We start from the raw sequence: 17,510 nt of genomic DNA on the forward strand, positions 1-17,510 counted from the left end.
GGCGGCCCCGCCGCCCCGTCCGCCCCCTTGCACAGAACTCGGACTGACACCATGAGCTGGCTCGAAAAACTCCTCCCCCCCAAGATCGCGCCCACCGACCCCGGTGCCCGGCGCCAGATGCCCGAGGGCCTGTGGATCAAATGCCCGAGCTGCGAGACGGTGCTCTACAAGACCGACCTGGAGCAGAACCAGAACGTCTGCCCCAGCTGCAGCCACCACCACCGCATCGGCGCCCGCGCGCGCCTCGACGCCTTCCTCGATGCCGAGGGCCGCTACGAACTGGGCCAGGAAGTGCTGCCGGTCGACGCCCTGAAGTTCAAGGACAGCCGCAAGTACCCCGAGCGGCTGAAGGAAGCGCTGGAATCCACCGGCGAGACCGACGCCCTGGTGGTGATGGGCGGCTCGGTGCTCAACATCGGCGTGGTCGCCGCCTGCTTCGAATTCGAGTTCATGGGCGGCTCCATGGGCTCGGTGGTCGGCGAGCGCTTCGTGCGCGGCGTCGAGACCGCCATCGAGCAGAAGGTGCCCTTCATCTGCTTCACCGCCACCGGCGGCGCCCGCATGCAGGAAGGCCTGCTGTCGCTGATGCAGATGGCCAAGACCAATGCCGCCCTCACCCGGCTGGCCAAGAAGGGCCTGCCATACATCAGCGTGCTGACCGACCCGACCATGGGCGGCGTCTCGGCCGGCTTCGCCTTCGTGGGCGACGTGGTGATCGCCGAGCCCAAGGCGCTGATCGGCTTCGCCGGCCCGCGCGTGATCGAGTCCACCGTGCGGGTGAAGCTGCCGGCGGGTTTCCAGCGCGCCGAGTTCCTGCAGGAGAAGGGTGCCGTCGACTTCATCAGCGACCGGCGCGAGCTGCGCAAGACCATCGCCAGCGTGCTGGCGATGCTCACGCGCCAGCCGGCGGACGCGGTCGGCTGATGGCCGGCTGGCCGGCCGTGGCCGGCCATGTCCGCCGAATCGGTTCACATTTCGTTGCATCTCCACGACAAGCGCAATGAAATTGAGAAAAGTTCTCATTGACCGGGCAGAATAGGCGTTTTCCTACCGCCTGCCACAGCGCGCACCAAGCGCGCTTTTTTTCGGCCGTCGCCCGGCCTGCCCAACCATGAAGAGATTGCTTCCCGCCGCCGCCGTGCTGGCGCTGCCCGGCGCCGTGCTGTCCCAGACCACGCTGCAGACCGTCGACGTGCGTGCCGACCGCAGCAACGGTTTCGTCGCCAACACCGTCGAGGCAGGCACCTTCCGCGGCGGGCAACTGATGGACGTGCCGGCCACCGTCAACGTGGTCACCCGCGCCGTCATCGAGCTGCAGGGGGCCGACAGCGTCTACGACGTGCTGCGCAACACGGCCGGCGTCACGCGCCAGCAGAACGGCGGCGACACCTTCGACCAGCTGGTGATCCGCGGCATGGAGGTGCAGAACCGCACCAACTACCGGCTCAACGGCTCGCTGGCCATCCCCAACGTCTCCGAGATCCCGATGGAGAACAAGGAGCGGGTGGAAGTGCTCAAGGGCGCCTCGGCGCTTTATTACGGCTTCACCTCGCCGTCGGGCATCGTCAACCTGGTGACCAAGCGCGCCGGCCCCGTGCCCGTGACCACGGTGGGCACCACCTTCGACAACCACGGCGGAGCCCAGGGCCTGCTGGACGTGGGCCGCCAGTTCGGCGAGAACAACCAGTTCGGCCTGCGCATCAACGCCGCCGGCGGCAGCCTGGGTTCGGCCATCCAGGGCGTGGACGGCAACCGGCAGATGCAGTCGGCCGCCTTCGACTGGCGGGTCAATTCGCAGCTGACGCTCAAGGCCGACGTCGAGCACTACCAGAAGCGCATCGTCGAGCAGGCCGGCATCGGGCGGCCCGCCGCGGTCAACGGCGTCATCACGCTGCCCGCGCTGCCCGACCCGACCCGGCTGCTGGGCCCGACCTTCGCGCCCTTCAGCGCCGAGGTCACCAACACCCAGCTGCGCGCCGACTACTCGATCAACAGCGACTGGGCGCTGATGGTCGAAGCCGGCCGCTCGGACGCCGAGCGCGACCGCGGGCTTGCCACCTTCAGCAACTACAACGTCAACACCGGCCGCGGGCGCATCACCGGCAACGTGCAGCACCTGGAGCAGACCTCGCAGTTGCTGCGCACCGAGCTCTTCGGCACCTTCCAGACCGGCAGCGTGCAGCACGAGTTGACGCTGGGCGTGGCCCGCGCCGACAAGAGCCAGGCGCCGATCTACAGCCGCAACTACGGCAACGCCAACACGGTGCAGAACCTGTACAGCCCGGTGCCGATCGGCCCCCTGGCCCTCAGCGCCCGCACCGCGCTGCCGACGACCGGCTTCCAGGACAGCAGCGACCTGGGGCTGTACGCGCTGGACCGCATCATCTTCTCGCCGGAATGGCAACTGGTGGCCGGCGTGCGCCGCACCCAGTACCGCAGCACGCAGGGCGCCAGCACCACGCTGCCGGTGATCGGCTACGACGTGGACAAGACCACGCCCCTGCTGGCGCTGACCTACAAGTTCACGCCCGATCTGGCGGTCTACGGCTCCTACGCGCAGGGCGTGGAGGAAGGCGAACCCGCCCCGGCCGGCACCCGCAACCAGAACGAGCGCCTGGCCCCAGGGGTGAGCAAGCAGAAGGAAGTGGGCCTGCGCTGGATGGCGCCGACGGGCACGATGTTCTCAGCCGCCCTGTTCGACATCGACCGCCCGGGCTCGTACACCAACACCGCCAACACCTTCGTGGGCGACGGCCGGCAGGTCTACCGCGGCCTGGAGCTGTCGGCCCAGGGCCGGCTGACGACGCAGTTGAGCTGGCAGTCCTCGGCCCAGCTGCTGGATGCGAGCTTCCGCGACATCAATGCCCAGTACAACGGCAAGATGCCCGAAAACACGGCCCGCAAGACGGCCAGCCTGTTCCTGTCGTACGACATCGCCGCCGTGCCCGGCCTGTCCGTCAACGGCGGCGCCTACTACACCGGCCGCCGTCCGGTGGACGACTTGAACCAGGCCTTCATCGGCGGCTACACGCTGTTCGACGTGGGCGCGCGCTACACCACGCAGCTCTTCGGCCGGCGCACGCTGTTCCAGCTGAACGTGGACAACGCCGGCGACCGCCGCTACTGGTCGGCCGCCGGCACGCGGCTCGCGGTGGGCACGCCGCGAACGGTCAAGGCCACGATGAAGGTGGATCTGTGAGCCCGAACCGCACCCTGGCGGCGCGCTGAAATGACTCCACCCCGTTTGGACTTCCTCACTGCGTGTGGAAGTCCCATCCCCCTCGAGGGGCGCACCCGGCGGCCGGGCCAAGCCCGTTCCGCGGGTGCACCGGTATGGCCTGCTCCGCGGCCCTTCGATCAGAAGGGCGGCGCCGGTTTCATGCCCTTCGGGTGGCGCGACAGTGCTATGGATCACTGAGATGCGCTGGACTTGGCGACAGATCCTGTTCCAGCTGCACTGGCTGGCGGGCATCACGGCGGGCACGCTGCTGGCCGTGATCGGCGTCAGCGGGGCGCTGCTGGCGTACCGGGCGGAGATCACCGAAGCGCTCAATCCGGCGCTGTTCCATCGCGCGGTGCCGACGGCCGGCGCCGTGCCGCTCACGCCGGCCGGGCTGGCGGCGGCCCTGCGGGCGCGGGATCCGCAGGCGCAGGTGCAGACGATCACGCTGCGCGCCACGCCCGGCTGGCCCGTGCGCGTCGGCCTGGCGGCGGCCGCCGGCCAGCGCCGCGGCGTCCAGCACTGGCTGGACCCGTGGACCGCCGAGGTGCTGCCAGAACCGCGCGGCGACGAGGCCTTCGAGACCCTCGAGTCCCTGCACCGCTGGCTGCTGCTGCCGCGCGACATCGGCAAGCCGGTGACCGGCGTGCTGGCCGCGGCGCTGCTGCTGCTGGCCGTCTCGGGCCTGGTGCTGCGCTGGCCGCGCCGCACGCTGGACTGGCGCGCCTGGCTGCGCGTGGACTTCCGCTTGCGCGGCCGCGCCCTGCTGTGGAACCTGCATGCGGTGGCGGGCACCTTCGCGCTGTTGTGCTACCTGGTGTCGGGCCTGACCGGCGTGTACTGGGGCTTCGATGCCGTGCGCGCGGCGGTGGACGGCGCCGTCGGCGAAGGCCAGGCGGCGCGCATGCAGCGCAGCGGGGGCGCGCAGGCGGCGCGCGTCGCCGCAGCACCGGCCACAGCCCCCACGGCCGACACACCCGCCGCTTCGACGCCGCCGCCCGCAGCCCGCACCGCCGCTGACCTCGACGCGCTCTGGCAAGGCTTCCTGCGCGCTTCCAACGGTGACTGGCAGCTGGTCACCCTGCGCCTGCCGGCCCGTGCCAATCCGCGCGTCGAAGTCACCTACCTGCGCCGCGACGCCGAGCATGACCGGGCCCGCAACCGCCTCTACCTCGACGCCGCCACCGGCGCCGTGGCCGAGCACCGCCGCTATGCCGCGCTGAGCGCGCCGGCGCGGCTGGTCAACAGTATCTATCCGCTGCACATGGGCAGCTTCTGGGGCCCGGTGGGCCGGGTGGTGATGGTGCTGGCCAGCGCGGGGCTGCTGCTCTTCGCCGTCACCGGCTGGCTGCTGTACCTGCGCCGCCGGCGCGAGGCCGCGGCGGCTCGGCAGGCGCGACGGGCATCGCTCGCGGCCACGGGCGGCCACGCCGCGTCCGGCGCCAGCGGCCTGCTGATCGCCTTCGCCACCCAGACCGGCCACGCCGAGCGGCTGGCCTGGCAAACCGCCGCCGCCCTGGGCGCCGCCGGCGTGCCGGCCACCGTCCAGCCGCTGCACGCACTGGCGCCGGCCGAACTCTCACTGCATCCGCGCGTGCTGATCGTCGCCAGCAGCTACGGCGACGGCGAGCCGCCCGACACGGCCCGCGCCTTCGCGCGCCGTGTGGCGGCGATGACCACGCCGCTGCAGCCGGCGCCGGCCTTCGGCCTGCTGGCCCTGGGCAACCGGCAGTACGGCACCTTCTGCGGCTTCGGCCATGCGCTGGACGTGCATCTGCGACGCCTGGGCGCGCGCCCGCTGTTCCCGCCGGTCGAGATGGACGAGGCCGATCCGGCGGCACTGGCGCAGTGGCGCGCCCACGTGGGCGCCGCCTTCGGCGTGGCGCTGGACGACACGGCCGCCGTTCCCGCGCTGGCCGAAGCCGACTGGCTGCCTTCCGAATTGCTGCAACGCGCCCACCTCAATCCCGGCAGCGCCGGCTCGCCACTGTTCGCCCTGCAACTCGCGTTGCCCGCCGGCTCCGACTGGCACGCCGGCGCGCTGGTGGAAATCGAAGCCCCGGTGGCCGGCGAGCCGCCGCGCCGCTATTCCGCCGCCTCGGTGCCGGCCGACGGCGAACTGCTGCTGCTGGTGCGCCAGCGCGTGCTGGACGACGGCGGCCTGGGCCTCATGTCCAGCTGGCTCACGGTGCAGACCCTGCCCGGCGCGCCGCTGCGCCTGAGGCTGGTCGACAACCCGGGCTTCCGGCTGATCGACGACGACCGCCCCTGCGTCTTCATCGGCAACGGCTCGGGCTTCGCCGGCCTGCGCGGCCACCTGCGCGAGCGGGTGCGGCGCGGCCATGGGCGCAATTGGCTGGTCTTCGGCGAACGGCATCCCGACCACGACGCCTTCTTCGCCGACGAGGTGCAGGACTGGCAGGCCCGTGGCCTGCTGGCACGGGTGGACCTGGCCTGGTCGCGCCTGCCGCCCGCCGGCCGCCATGTGCAGGACGCCCTGCGCGACGCGGGCGACGAGTTGCGCCGCTGGGTGGACGATGGCGCGGTGGTCTACGTCTGCGGCAGCCTGGCCGGCATGGCCCGGGGCGTGGATGCCGCCCTGCGCGAGCTGCTGGGCGGCGCGGCGGTCGAGGCCCTGCTCATGGAAGGCCGGCTGCGGCGCGACGTGTATTGAGCCGGTGGGCCTGCCGGGCGTAGGCCTGCTGCCTGGGGCCGTGCGGGCAAACCGCCCTGGCGGCAGAGGCGATCACCGTCGCCCCCTGCTGCGCATGGCGCACCAGTGCGCCACCGCGACCAGCGCTTCGCGGGCGATCGGCGTGTCGAACCGGGTGAAACCGTGCGGCATCGCCTCGTGCACGTGGAGTTCGACATCCGTGCCGGCGTCCGCCGCCTTGCGTGCAAGAAACTCCGCATCGCTCAGCATCGTTTCGTGACTTCCTGCGCTGATCAGCACGGGGCAGCAGCCGACGAAGTCATGCCTCACTGGTGACGCCCGCGGCAACGACGCGCTCGCCCCCGCCAGATACATATCCACGAGTCGCCGTCCCGTATCGAGGTCCGCGACGTCCCGCCGCGCGTTGTAGTGCCACGAAGCACCGGACAGCGACAAGTCGACCATGGGGGACACTGCACCGATCCCTGCCGGTTGCCGGTCCAACGCGCCGAGTTCAGCCAAATGCACCGCCAGACCGAGTGCGAGGCATCCGCCGGAGGACTCCCCCACCACGGTGAGCGCGCCTGGCGGCCAGCCTTCGCTCTCCAGCAAGTGCGCATGGACCGCCACCACATCGTCCATGGCGGCAGGAAAGGGATGCTCCGGCGCCTGGCGGTAGCCGATGGCCAGCACGGGCGTCCCGGCGGCTTGGGCGATCAGTGCTGCGTTGGCGCGCTGCAGTGCGAGGTGCCCGCGCACGAAACCACCCCCATGCAGGTACACGATGAGGCGCGACATGTCGGCACCTTCGGCGATGAGCCATTCGCAGGGCACGCCGGCGATCGTGGCGGACGTCACGCTGACCCCGGCGGGCACCTGCCGCACCATGCTGCTGGTGGCGATGGCCAGCGCGCTGCGGCGCATGGCCTCCAGGTTGCTGCGCTCGTGGTAGTTCTGCTGGTAAGCCTCATCGGCCAGCGCGGCGGCGACGAAGCGGCGGTCGGCTTCGTCGCCGGCGAAATAGCGAATGTGCATGGCGTCAATCCAGCTGGATGTGCAGCGTCTCGACAAGGCGCTGGGTACTCGCACGGCGCTGCGCAAGCAGCGCTTGCAGCGCCTCTCCCGCGGTGAAGTCGGGCGCCAGGGCCTGGGGCGCCAGGAAGCGCTGGGCGAACGGCTCGGAACGCAGCACGTCGTTCACGTCGGTGCCCAGGCGGGCGAGCACCGGAGCCGGCGTGCCGCGCGGAACGAGCAGGGCGATGAGCGTGCGGTAATCGACCTTCGGATAGCCCTGTTCCGCGAAAGTCGGCACTTCCGGCGCCAGGCGGGCCCGGCTGGTACCGGTGACGGCCAGGAGCTTGAGACTTCCTGTCCTGACGAAGGGCATGGCGCTGTTCACCCCTAGGAAAGCCGCGTCCAGTGAGCCGCCAAGCAGGTCCTGCTGCAACTGACTCAGCGTCTTGTAGGGAACGTGCAGCATCGTGAACCCGGCTTCATGGGCAAAGCCTTCCATGGCCAGTTGCAGCGGCGACCCTATGCCCGACGAGGCATAGGAATGCCGGCGCCCCTCTTTCTTCATCAGGGCCACGAACTGGGGAAGGGTGTCGACGCCCAGATCTCTGCGCACCACCAAAGCGAACGGCACCTCGAAGAGGGCCTGCACTGGCACCAAGTCGCGCTGCGCATCGACCAGTGGCTTCCTGAACACCAGGGCGTTGTTGACCATCGCCGCCTCGCTGGCAATCAGCAACGTCTGTCCATCGTGCGGGGCGCGCATCACCGTGTCGGCCGCCAGCATCTCGCTGGCGCCCGGCTTTCCTTCGACGATTACGGGCTGATGCCAGCGCTGCGACAGCAGGTCGGCCAGCGTCCGCGCCCCCGCATCCACCAACCCACCCGGCAGGCCGTGGACCAGGCGCACCGGCCCGCCCGGATAGCCCTGGGCGCCCACGCCGGTGGCGACACAGACCACCCACAGGGCCAAAGCCCTCATCAGCCAAGACGTACGCATGTCGATGTCTCCTCAGAAGGCGTGGCGCACGCCGAATTCAAGGCCGCGGGAGGGCTGTCCTGCGACGACGCTGGTGCCAATGGCCACCACCGAGGCGGAAGCCGCGCGGTTGCGCAGCCACGACGCCGTGGTGTAGAGCGCCGTGCGCCTGGACAGGTTGTGCACATAGCCCAGGGCGAACTGGCGCGCATCGTTGCCGTCGGTGCCTGCACCGCGGGCGTCCTTGACGGCCAGGGACAGACGGATCTCGCCCGCGCCGACAACATAGCTCGCGCCCACCAGGCGCAGCCACTCGCGCCTGCCCGCGAAGGCCGTCGATATGCCGAACGCCGACAGCTTCAGCGCCTCGATACGGTAGGTCGCGCCGACGGTGCCGATGCGATAGCGCCCACCCGGCACATGGGTGCTGCCCCAGGACGCGGAAGCATCGAGCGGCCCCTTTGCATAGCCGACGCGCGCACCGCGGTAGTCACTGGCAGGAACGCCCTCGGAAGGCGCCACCATGACCTGGCCGTTGAAGCCCCCCCAACCGGGGGGAGACAGCCACTGCACCGCGTTGTCGGCCCGCACGGTGGTCATGGCCCCGCTGCCGTTGCTCAACGCCGGGCCGGCCAAGACATTGAAAGCAGCCCCAACGCCCGAGGTGAAGAAGGGGTCGTAGAGCACGTAGCCCTGGAAGGTGGGCGTGTAATCGCGCCCCAGCCGGAGCTCACCCCAAGTGTTGTCGCCGAGGCTGACGGTGGACCGGCGGTTGAAGAACTTGCCGGGGCTTGCAGGTTGGCCGGTCGACGGGTCGAATCCGGCCTCCAGCCAAAAGCCCGACCACAGGCCGCCCCCCAGGTCCTCGGTGCCGCGCAGGCCGAATCGACTTGGCGTGTTGCCGTCCGCGCTCAGTGTGGTCTGCCTTGCGCCGCCGTTGTCGGTGCGCCGAATGCCCACATCGGAAACACCGAACAGGGTGAGGCGGCTGTCGGACTGGGCAAGGACCGGGCCGCTGGATGCCGGCAGGACGGCGGCCACCAACCACAAGGCTCTTGATCTGCGCATGATTCGTCTCCGTTGTTGAGCGCTCTGCGGCGCAGACGAATGGTCGGCAACTCCTGTGGAGGCAGCTATACATAATGGGACATCGGCTAAACAGATCGAGACATATGGGCCATCCCATGGTTCGCAGTTCAATCCTGGCGGATTTCCCGGCCTGCGCGGCACGGCATGGAATCGCTCCGCTCGAACTGCTGAAGGCTGCCGGATTGCCGGCGCGCTGCCTCACGCAACCGGAACTGCTCGTGCGCGCCGGCAGGGTTCACCGCCTGCTGGAGCTGGCCGCCGCGCGCAGTGCTGCGCCGGATTTCGGCCTGCAGATGTCCAGGTCACGACGCCTCGTCGGCCTCGGGCTGGTAGGCGCCTTGATGCGGGACGAGCCCACGGTACGGGAAGCGCTGCGCCGCTTCATCGCCACCGCGCACCTCAACAGTTCCGCAATCTGGCTGCAGTTGCGCGAGGAGGCCGGGTGGGCGCTGTTGCAACTGCATCTGGACAGCGACGGTCAGCCCGTCATCCGACAAGCCACCGAGTTGGCCCTGGGCGGGCTGGTCTCGGTACTGCGCCAACTGCTGCCCGCAACGTGGCACCCGCAGGAGGTTCACTTCGCACACGGACCGGCGCAACCCGCCGCGCAGGCGGCGCGCTTCTTCGGCTGCAGCGTGCGCTTCGATGCGGAGGTCGACGCGATCCTCCTGCGCAGTCAGGACCTCGACCATCGGGTGCCCCTGGCCGACGGCGGTCTGACGCGCTACGCAGGTCTGGCCGCGCTGGCATCACTGGCCAGACAGGAAGCTGTCACGGTCAACCGTGTCAAACAGCGCATCCTTCTGCAGATGATGGACGGGCCATGCTCGGCCACCGATGTGGCTGCCTCGCTGGGCGTGGACCGGCGCACCCTGCACCGGCGGCTCGCCCGGGAAGATTCGAGTTTCCTTGCCGTCTACGACACGGTGCGCCTGGAACTCGCCAAGCGTCATCTGCGTGCAGGCTGGCTGTCGATGGCGCAGGTCGCGCAGACACTCAACATCGATTCCCCAAGTGCCTTTTCACGTTGGTTCAAAAGGCACACCGGCGAAACGCCAAGCCGCTGGCGCGACCAACACCGTGCCGCGCCGGGTACACGCTGAACTTCTGCCTGGAACGGCAGAGCCGGGGCTCAGCGCCCGATGCCGTAGATGCCCAACAGCACGTTGCCCAGCACCATCCCCACGATCTGCAGCAGCACGATGCCCACCAGCGGGGACAGGTCCACGCCGCCGATCAGGGGCACCACGCGGCGGATGGGCCGCACCAGCGGCTCGGCCAGGCGCTGAACCAGGTCGTGCAGCACCGGCGACGCGCCCGGCACCCACGACAGCACCGCATAGACGATCAGCAGCGCCGTCAGCCCCGACACCGCCAGCTGCATCAGCCCGAACAGCGACAGCAACGGCAGCGCCACCGGCCGCACGCCGCCGGCCAGCAGCATCAGCAGCAGGTACTTCAGCATGATGATCAGCCAGGCCGCCACCAGGCTCGCGATGTCCCAGCGGCCCGCCGGCGGGATGATGCGGCGCAGCGGCAGCACGATCCAGTCCGTCAGCGCGAAGACGAAGCGCCCCAGCGGGTTGCCGAAGGGCACGCGGTGCATCTGCATGTACAGGCGCAGCAGGCAGGCGCCGCCCAGCAGGCCGGCGATGACGTCCAGCAGGAACGAAGGGATCTGGTAGAGCATCGTCTGGAAAGGGAAAGCGGCCGCCGGGGCCAGGAAGGGAGTGCGATGATAGCCACGCACTTCTGCGCCCATCATGTCCGAAGCCAACGCTTTCCTGCCGCTTTTCCCCCTCGGAACCGTGCTCTTTCCCGGCGGGCTGCTGCCGCTGCGCGTCTTCGAGCTGCGCTACCTGCAGATGATCGGCGACTGCCACAAGGCCGGCACGCCCTTCGGCGTGGTCGGGCTGATGCGCGGCGCCGAGGTGCGCGCCGCCGGGGCGGCGCCCGAGGTGTTCGCGGACATGGGCACGCTGGCCACCATCCGCCAGCTGGAGTCGCCGCAGTCCGGCCTGCTGGTCATCGAATGCCTGGGCACCGAGCGCTTCCGCGTGCTGGAGCGCCGGCAGCAGCCCAATGGCCTGTGGACGGCCCGCACCGAGGTGCTGCCGCCCGAGGCGCGCGTGCCCGTGCCCGAGGACCTGCGCAGCGTGGCCGATGCGCTGCGCCAGTTCGCCGACACCCTGCGCCAGCGCGGCGGGCCACTGCCGATGGCCGAGCCGCCCGACTACGACGACTGCGCCTGGGTGGCCAACCGCTGGTGCGAACTGCTGCCCCTGCCCTCGGACATGCGCCAGCGCATGCTGGCGCTGGACAGCCCGCTGGTGCGCCTGGAACTGGTGGGCGACCTGCTGGCGCAGACGCGCATCTCGGGCCAGCGCTGAGAAGGTGCGAACGGCGCCGGCCACCACGCCCGGCACCCAGGCAGCGCCCCACGACGCCGACCGCTAAAATCGCCGGCCGCGCCGCACCGGGCCCCTGTCCGGCGACCCTGGCGCCCCTTCCCCTGACAGCCGCCCTCCTGCCGGTCACCCCCGCGCCCGGCGGCGGCCTCCAACTGCACGACGTCCTCCATGTCCGACCTCACCACGCCGGCTGCTGCCGCCCCTTCCGTTGACGACAACCAGCTGATCGCCGAACGCCGCGAGAAACTGAAGGCGCTGCGGGCCGGCCAGGCCGAGGGCCGCGGCGTGGCCTTCCCCAACGACTTCAAGCCCGCCGACCGCGCCGACGCCCTGCTCGCCGCCCACGGCGAGACGCCGGCCGAAGCGCTCGAAGCCACGCCGGTGGCCGCCAGCGTCGGCGGCCGCATGATGCTCAAGCGCGTCATGGGCAAGGCCAGCTTCGCCACCCTGCAGGACGCCACCGGCCGCATCCAGCTCTACGTCACGCGCGACGCGCTCGGCGAAGAGGTCTATGCGGACTTCAAGAAGTGGGACCTGGGCGACATCGTCGGCGCCGAGGGCACGCTGATGAAGACCAAGACCGGCGAGCTGTCGGTCAAGGTCAGCCGCCTGCGCCTGCTCACCAAGAGCCTGCGGCCGTTGCCCGACAAGTTCCACGGCATGGCCGACCAGGAACAGAAGTACCGCCAGCGCTACGTGGACCTGATCACCGACGAGGCCGCCCGTGCCCGCTTCGCCGCCCGCAGCAAGGCCGTGAGCGGCATCCGCGAGTTCATGGTCAGTCACGGCTTCCTGGAGGTGGAGACGCCCATGCTCCACCCCATTCCCGGCGGCGCCAACGCCAAGCCCTTCGTCACGCACCACAACGCGCTGGACCAGCAGATGTTCCTGCGCATCGCGCCCGAGCTCTACCTCAAGCGCCTGATCGTGGGCGGCTTCGAGCGCGTGTTCGAGATCAACCGCAGCTACCGCAACGAAGGCATCAGCGTCCGGCACAACCCGGAATTCACGATGATGGAGTTCTACGCGGCCTACTGGAACTACCGCGACCTGATGGACTTCACCGAGACGCTGATCCGCACCATCGCCGAAAAGGCCGTGGGCAGCCAGCAGCTGAGCTACCAGGGCAAGCCGGTGGACCTGGCCGCGCCCTTCGAGCGCCTGACCATCCGCGAAGCCATCGTGAAGCACACCGAGGCCGGCGACCACGTGGACGACCGCGACTGGCTGATCGCCGCGCTGCGCAAGCTGGGCATGAGCGAGGACAAGGACCGCCTGAGCGGCCGCACCCTGGCCAGCCTGCAGGTGCTGTACTTCGAGGAAGTGGTCGAAGAAAAGCTCTGGCAGCCGACCTTCATCATGGAGCACCCGACCGAGATCTCGCCGCTGGCCCGCGCCAACGACGAGCGGCCGGAAGTGACCGAGCGCTTCGAGCTCTACATCACCGGCCGCGAATTCGGCAACGGCTTCTCCGAGCTGAACGACGCCGAGGACCAGGCCGCCCGCTTCAACGCCCAGGTGGCCGCCAAGGACAGCGGCGACGACGAGGCCATGTACTTCGACCACGACTTCGTGCGCGCGCTGGAGTACGGCATGCCCCCCACCGGCGGCTGCGGCATCGGCATCGACCGGCTGATGATGCTGCTGACCGACTCGCCCAGCATCCGCGACGTGATCCTGTTCCCGGCGCTGCGGCGCGAGGGCTGAACGCGCTGCCCGGCCCTTTCGCGCCCTGCTTCAGGCGTGCGCCGGGAGCAGCGCGCGCGCGTGGCCGTAGGCCGCATCGGCCATCAGCGCCGCCCAGTCCAGGGCCTCACCGCGCGGCAGCAGAGCGCGGCGTCGGCGCTCGCGCTCGGCCGACGGCGGCAGTTCGCCACGGGCGCGGGCGGCATCCATCGCGCCCAGGAACTCGTCGAGCACGGCACCGCCGTTCAGGCTCTGGTTGCACAGCAGCGCCAGGTCGCAGCCCGCCTGCAAGGCCTGCAGGGCGGCCTGGGCCGGCGTCAGCAGCCGGCCTTCGAGGTGGCGGGCGCCTTCCATGCTGAGGTCGTCGCTGATGACGGCGCCGGTGAAGCCCAGGCGGCCGCGCAGCACCTCCTGCAGCCATCGGCGCGAGAAACCGGCCGGCCGTGCATCGACCGCGGGATAGACCACGTGCGCGGGCATCACGGCCGCCAGGCTGGCGCTGAGCCAGGCGTAGGGCGCGGCATCGTCGGCCAGGATCTCTTCCAGCCCGCGGGGGTCGACCGGCACGGCCACATGCGAGTCGGCCGCCGCGAAGCCGTGGCCGGGGAAATGCTTGCCGCAGTGGGCCATGCCGGCATCGCGCAGGCCGTGCATCACCGCGCGCGCGAGCGCCGCGACGACGGCCGGGTCGCGGTGGAAGCTGCGGTTGCCGATGACGGCGCTGCGCGAGGCGGGCGCATCCCCTGCCCCCGCGTCGGCATGGTACAGGTCCAGCACGGGCGCGAAGGAAAAGCCGATGCCGCAGGCCCGCAACTCGGCCGCGAGCACCTGGCCGAGGGCCGCTGCCGCGTTCATGGCACGCGGCGGGCCGTCCGCCGCCGACTGCCACAGCGCGCCCAGCGTGCGCATGGACGGCAGGTGCGTGAAGCCGTCCGTGCGGAAGCGCTGCACGCGGCCGCCTTCGTGGTCCACGGCGATCAGCAGGTCGGGCCGCAGCGACCGGATCTCGGCCGACAGCGCCGTGATCTGTGCCCGGCTCTCGAAGTTGCGGCTGAAGTAGATGCAGCCACCCACGAGCGGATGCTGCAGGCGGCGCCGGTCGTCGGCCGTGAGGGCGGTGCCGGCGACGTCGATGATGAGTGGGGAATCGGTCATGGGGCCTGCTTCTCGACCACCACGAAGCTCGCCGCATAGTAGGCCTCATCGGTGACGGTCACGTGGGCGCTCAGGCCCTGGGCCTCGAACCAGCCCTTGAGCGGCTCGTGCAGCGCGATGTAGGGCTTGCCGCTGGCGTCGTTGAGCACTTCGCACAGCTTCCAGCTCATGGGCATGCGCATGCCCAGGCCGATGGCCTTGCTGAAGGCCTCCTTGGCCGAGAAGCGGGTGGCCAGGTAGCGCATGCCGCGGGCCGGCCAGCGGCTGGCGCGCTGGCGCCAGACGGCGAGTTCGGCATCGCCCAGCACGCGCTCGGCGAAGCGGTCGCCCTGGCGGCCGACGGTGGCCTCGATGCGGCGGATGTCGCAGAGGTCGGTGCCGATGCCGTGGATCACGACGCGGCCGCCTCAATGCAGGCCAGGTAGGCGCGCGTGGCGGCCGCATAGCCGGCCTCCAGCGCATCGGCGACGAAGGCATGGCCGATGGAGACCTCCTTGACCTGCGGCACGGCGCGCAGGAAGTCGGTGAGGTTCTCCTGGCTCAGGTCGTGGCCGGCGTTCACTTCCAGGCCGACGGCCTGCGCGGCCTGCGCGGCGGCGGCGTAGCGGGCCAGCACGGCATCGGCGTCAGGCCGGCCGCGCGAGGCGGCATAGCCTTCGGTGTAGAGCTCGACCCGGTCGGCGCCGACGGCGCGGGCGGCGGCCATCATCTCGGGTGCCGGGTCCATGAACAGGCTGACGCGCACACCCAGCGCCTTGGCTTCGGCGATCAGCGGGCGCAGGCGCTCGGCGTCCTGCGGAAAAGTCCAGCCGTGGTCGCTGGTGAACTGGTCTTCGCTGTCGGGCACGAAGGTGGCCTGGTGCGGGCGCAGTTCGCGCACGAAGTCCATCAGGTTGTGGAAGGGGTTGCCTTCGATGTTGAACTCCACGCCCGGCCAGTCCTGCTTCAGCAGCGCATGCAGTTCGTGCACGTCGCCCGTGCGGATGTGGCGGGCATCGGGCCGCGGATGCACGGTGATGCCGTGCGCGCCTGCCTGCAGGCACAGCGTGGCGGCGCGCACGACGCTGGGGATGCCCAGGTGGCGGGTGTTGCGCAGCAGCGCGACCTTGTTGACGTTGACGGACAGTGCCGTGCGGGAGGAAGTGGCGGTGTTCACGGATGGGCCTTCGGCTTGGCCTGGGAAGCTGGAGCGCCGGCCACGGGCCGGGCGCGCTTCACAGATCCTGCAGGTCGCGCATCATCTGCCGGGTGCGCAGCTGGGCGACGCCGCAATGGTAGTGGAGCAACTGGCGCAGCTGGCTGCGCAGCGCGCCGCTGGTACCGGCCGACAGCTCGGCCACGGCGCGCAGCGTGCGGGTGAAGGGGGCCGGGTCGGCCAGCGCCCGCTGCAGCGACTGCCAGCCTTCGGCGGCGAGGGCCGCGGGCTCGTCGTCGCCGGCCTCGCGCAGGCCGGCTTCGGGCAGCAGCAGGTAGCGCGCGCCGGGCACCAGCGGCGCCAGCGTGAGGGTCTGGGCGTCCAGGTCGGGCAGGAAGCCGATCTCGCGCAACAGCAGCAGCTCGAAGGCCCGCAGGGCCGAGGCCTGCACGGCCTGCTGCGAGGCCGGATCGTGCGGCGTGCCCAGCACCTGCACCACGGCGGCGTAGGCATCGAACAGGGCCGGATGCGCATCCTCGCGCGCCAGCAGGCGCAGCAGCAGCTCGTTGAGGTAATAGCCCGACATCAGCGCGTCGCCGGTGGGCATGACGTGCCCGCCCATCCATTCGGCCGACTTGAGCGTGCGCACCTCGGCGTCGCCGCCGAAGGCCAGCTGCAGCGGCTGCAGCGGCAGCAGCACCGGCCGGAAGTTGGAGCTCGGCCGCTTCGCCCCCTTGGCCACCAGCGCGATGCGCCCGTGGTGGCGGGTGAACACCTCCAGGATCAGGCTGGACTCGCTCCAGTCGTAGCGGTGCAGCACGAAGGCGGGTTCATGCGCGACCCGGCGCGCCGCCCCGGCCACTCAGCTCCCCAAGCCCGGACAGATGGCCGCGGAGCAGGCCATGCGTGAGCGCCCGCGGAACCGGCTTCGCCGGGCCGCCAGGCGCGTCCCCTCGAGGGGGGAGGCGGCTACACGAAGTGAGCAAGCAACGGGGGGGAGCATCATTCGTAGCCGAAGCTTTTCACACGGGCTTCGTCGTCGGCCCAGCCGGAGCGCACCTTGACCCACAGCTCGATGAACACCTTGGCGTCCATCAGCTTCTCCAGCTCCTGGCGCGTCTCCATGCCGATGCGCTTGATGCGCTCACCCTTGTCGCCGATCACCATGGCCTTGTGGCCGTCGCGCTCGACCACGATGGTGGCGGCGATCTTGACCAGGCGCTTGTGGCCCTTCTTCTGCGGCGGCTCTTCCTCGAACTTGTCCACGACCACCGTGGAGGTGTAGGGCAGCTCGTCGCCGGTCAGGCGGAACAGCTTCTCGCGCACCGTCTCGCCGGCCAGGAATTTCTCGCTGCGGTCGGTCAGCTCTTCGGCGTCGTACCACCAGTTCTGCTCGGGCAGGTACTTGGCGCAGATGGCGAACAGGCGCTCGATGTCCTTGGCGTTCTTGGCCGACATCGGCACGAACTCGGCGAAGCGGTCCTGCGCCTCGCCGCCGTGCTCGCGCTGCATCTGCTGCAGCCAGGGCGCCAGGTCGGCGCGGCGCAGCACGGTGTCGAGCTTGTTGGCGATCAGCAGCACCGGGATGTTGCGGTCCAGCAGGCCCAGCACCTTGGCATCCGCGGACGAGAAGCGGCCGGCCTCGACGACGAAGAGGATCAGGTCCACGTCGGCCACCGCGCCCAGCACCGTCTTGTTGAGCGAACGGTTGAGCGCATTGGCATGGCGCGTCTGGAAGCCCGGCGTGTCGACAAAGACGAACTGCGTGCCGCCCGGGCCCTCGGCATCGGCCACCGTGCGGATGCCGGTGATGCGGTGGCGCGTGGTCTGCGCCTTGCGCGAGGTGATGCTGATCTTCTGGCCCACCAGGGCGTTCATCAGCGTGGACTTGCCCACGTTGGGCCCGCCGCACATCAGCACCCGCATCGGCTTGACCAGCCCGCCGCGGTTGGCCGTCAGTCGGTGGCAGGCCTCGATGATGGCGGCGCGCTGGGCGGGCGGCGTCTGGCTGGCGTCGAGCGCGATGGCGCCCGTGGCCTCCTGCGCCTGGTCGTCGGCCAGCCCTTCGGCGGTGCGGGCCGGGTTCGGCAGGTCGTGCCTTCTGAGCATCTTCAGGCGGGGCTTCGTCGCGATGACGGCGGCCGTGGCCGGGTTTGCCCTGGCGCCGGTGG

At 70.5% G+C, this 17,510-nt stretch carries 15 protein-coding genes; 6 read left to right on the plus strand and 9 right to left on the minus strand.

Annotated elements, in window-relative coordinates; genetic code table 11:
- The first annotated feature begins 51 nt into the window (after positions 1–51).
- From accD to NS331_RS10525, 3 genes are all read left to right on the plus strand, one after another.
- A complete protein-coding gene (gene accD, locus NS331_RS10515; RefSeq protein ID WP_017761322.1) occupies positions 52–924 on the plus strand; it encodes an acetyl-CoA carboxylase, carboxyltransferase subunit beta in 873 nt (290 codons plus the stop codon).
- 187 nt (positions 925–1,111) lie between these two features.
- Positions 1,112–3,199, plus strand: coding sequence for a TonB-dependent siderophore receptor (locus NS331_RS10520; RefSeq protein ID WP_082702391.1), 2,088 nt, complete (start codon positions 1,112–1,114; stop codon positions 3,197–3,199).
- A gap of 220 nt (positions 3,200–3,419) precedes the next feature.
- Positions 3,420–5,894 carry a PepSY domain-containing protein gene (locus NS331_RS10525; protein ID WP_058641943.1) on the plus strand — a complete coding sequence of 825 codons (2,475 nt, stop codon included), beginning with the start codon at positions 3,420–3,422 and terminating at the stop codon, positions 5,892–5,894.
- Between the two features lie 72 nt (positions 5,895–5,966).
- Here NS331_RS10525 and NS331_RS10530 read toward each other — a convergent pair whose 3' ends face one another.
- From NS331_RS10530 to NS331_RS10540, 3 genes are read right to left on the minus strand one after another with little or no spacing between them, the layout of a single operon-like run.
- Entirely contained in the window at positions 5,967–6,908 is a 942-nt protein-coding gene (locus NS331_RS10530) for an alpha/beta hydrolase (RefSeq protein ID WP_058641944.1), read from the minus strand.
- A 4-nt stretch (positions 6,909–6,912) separates the two neighbouring features.
- Positions 6,913–7,884, minus strand: coding sequence for a Bug family tripartite tricarboxylate transporter substrate binding protein (locus NS331_RS10535; protein ID WP_058641945.1), 972 nt, complete (start codon positions 7,882–7,884; stop codon positions 6,913–6,915).
- A 12-nt stretch (positions 7,885–7,896) separates the two neighbouring features.
- A complete protein-coding gene (locus tag NS331_RS10540) occupies positions 7,897–8,931 on the minus strand; it encodes a porin (RefSeq protein WP_082702392.1) in 1,035 nt (344 codons plus the stop codon).
- Positions 8,932–9,035: 104 nt separating this feature from the next.
- On the opposite strand from NS331_RS10540, the gene NS331_RS10545 reads away from it, so the two are divergent.
- Positions 9,036–10,055, plus strand: coding sequence for an AraC family transcriptional regulator (locus tag NS331_RS10545; protein ID WP_206597329.1), 1,020 nt, complete (start codon positions 9,036–9,038; stop codon positions 10,053–10,055).
- Positions 10,056–10,084: 29 nt separating this feature from the next.
- On the opposite strand, the gene NS331_RS10550 is transcribed toward NS331_RS10545, so the two are convergent.
- Entirely contained in the window at positions 10,085–10,642 is a 558-nt protein-coding gene (locus tag NS331_RS10550) for a YggT family protein (RefSeq protein ID WP_058641954.1), read from the minus strand.
- Between the two features lie 73 nt (positions 10,643–10,715).
- Here NS331_RS10550 and NS331_RS10555 point away from each other — a divergent pair, with 73 nt between their 5' ends.
- The gene (locus tag NS331_RS10555) at positions 10,716–11,342 is read left to right on the plus strand and encodes an LON peptidase substrate-binding domain-containing protein (RefSeq protein WP_058641948.1); all 627 of its coding nucleotides are present in this window, start codon (positions 10,716–10,718) and stop codon (positions 11,340–11,342) included.
- Positions 11,343–11,531: 189 nt separating this feature from the next.
- Positions 11,532–13,070 carry a lysine--tRNA ligase gene (gene lysS, locus NS331_RS10560; RefSeq protein WP_058641949.1) on the plus strand — a complete coding sequence of 513 codons (1,539 nt, stop codon included), beginning with the start codon at positions 11,532–11,534 and terminating at the stop codon, positions 13,068–13,070.
- A gap of 30 nt (positions 13,071–13,100) precedes the next feature.
- Here lysS and nagZ read toward each other — a convergent pair whose 3' ends face one another.
- From nagZ to era, 5 genes are all read right to left on the minus strand, one after another.
- A complete protein-coding gene (gene nagZ, locus NS331_RS10565; RefSeq protein ID WP_058641950.1) occupies positions 13,101–14,204 on the minus strand; it encodes a beta-N-acetylhexosaminidase in 1,104 nt (367 codons plus the stop codon).
- Entirely contained in the window at positions 14,201–14,599 is a 399-nt protein-coding gene (gene acpS / locus NS331_RS10570; protein WP_058641951.1) for a holo-ACP synthase, read from the minus strand. The genes nagZ and acpS overlap by 4 nt, the downstream gene beginning before the upstream one ends.
- Positions 14,596–15,360, minus strand: coding sequence for a pyridoxine 5'-phosphate synthase (locus tag NS331_RS10575; protein ID WP_058641952.1), 765 nt, complete (start codon positions 15,358–15,360; stop codon positions 14,596–14,598). Before NS331_RS10575 ends, acpS begins: the two co-directional genes overlap by 4 nt.
- Positions 15,361–15,418: 58 nt before the next feature.
- Positions 15,419–16,201, minus strand: a complete 783-nt coding sequence (recO, locus tag NS331_RS10580) for a DNA repair protein RecO (protein ID WP_058641953.1) — start codon at positions 16,199–16,201, stop codon at positions 15,419–15,421.
- Between the two features lie 140 nt (positions 16,202–16,341).
- Positions 16,342–17,265 (minus strand): GTPase Era, encoded by a 924-nt coding sequence (era, locus tag NS331_RS10585; protein ID WP_082702394.1) that lies wholly within the window; start codon positions 17,263–17,265, stop codon positions 16,342–16,344.
- Positions 17,266–17,510: the final 245 nt, after the last annotated feature.

The organism is Pseudacidovorax intermedius, from assembly GCF_001476815.1.
GTDB classification, from domain to species: Bacteria; Pseudomonadota; Gammaproteobacteria; order Burkholderiales; family Burkholderiaceae_C; genus Xenophilus; species Xenophilus intermedius_A.

Bases quoted from the DNA above. Each gene is read 5' to 3' on its own strand.
- NS331_RS10540 (WP_082702392.1), bottom strand. From the start codon at position 8,931: ATGCGCAGATCAAGAGCCTTGTGGTTGGTGGCCGCCGTCCTGCCGGCA.
- accD (WP_017761322.1), top strand. From the start codon at position 52: ATGAGCTGGCTCGAAAAACTCCTCCCCCCCAAGATCGCGCCCACCGAC.
- NS331_RS10535 (WP_058641945.1), bottom strand. From the start codon at position 7,884: ATGCGTACGTCTTGGCTGATGAGGGCTTTGGCCCTGTGGGTGGTCTGT.
- era (WP_082702394.1), bottom strand. From the start codon at position 17,265: ATGCGGGTGCTGATGTGCGGCGGGCCCAACGTGGGCAAGTCCACGCTG.
- NS331_RS10550 (WP_058641954.1), bottom strand. From the start codon at position 10,642: ATGCTCTACCAGATCCCTTCGTTCCTGCTGGACGTCATCGCCGGCCTG.
- lysS (WP_058641949.1), top strand. From the start codon at position 11,532: ATGTCCGACCTCACCACGCCGGCTGCTGCCGCCCCTTCCGTTGACGAC.
- nagZ (WP_058641950.1), bottom strand. From the start codon at position 14,204: ATGACCGATTCCCCACTCATCATCGACGTCGCCGGCACCGCCCTCACG.
- NS331_RS10545 (WP_206597329.1), top strand. From the start codon at position 9,036: ATGGGCCATCCCATGGTTCGCAGTTCAATCCTGGCGGATTTCCCGGCC.
- NS331_RS10555 (WP_058641948.1), top strand. From the start codon at position 10,716: ATGTCCGAAGCCAACGCTTTCCTGCCGCTTTTCCCCCTCGGAACCGTG.
- NS331_RS10520 (WP_082702391.1), top strand. From the start codon at position 1,112: ATGAAGAGATTGCTTCCCGCCGCCGCCGTGCTGGCGCTGCCCGGCGCC.
- NS331_RS10525 (WP_058641943.1), top strand. From the start codon at position 3,420: ATGCGCTGGACTTGGCGACAGATCCTGTTCCAGCTGCACTGGCTGGCG.
- NS331_RS10530 (WP_058641944.1), bottom strand. From the start codon at position 6,908: ATGCACATTCGCTATTTCGCCGGCGACGAAGCCGACCGCCGCTTCGTC.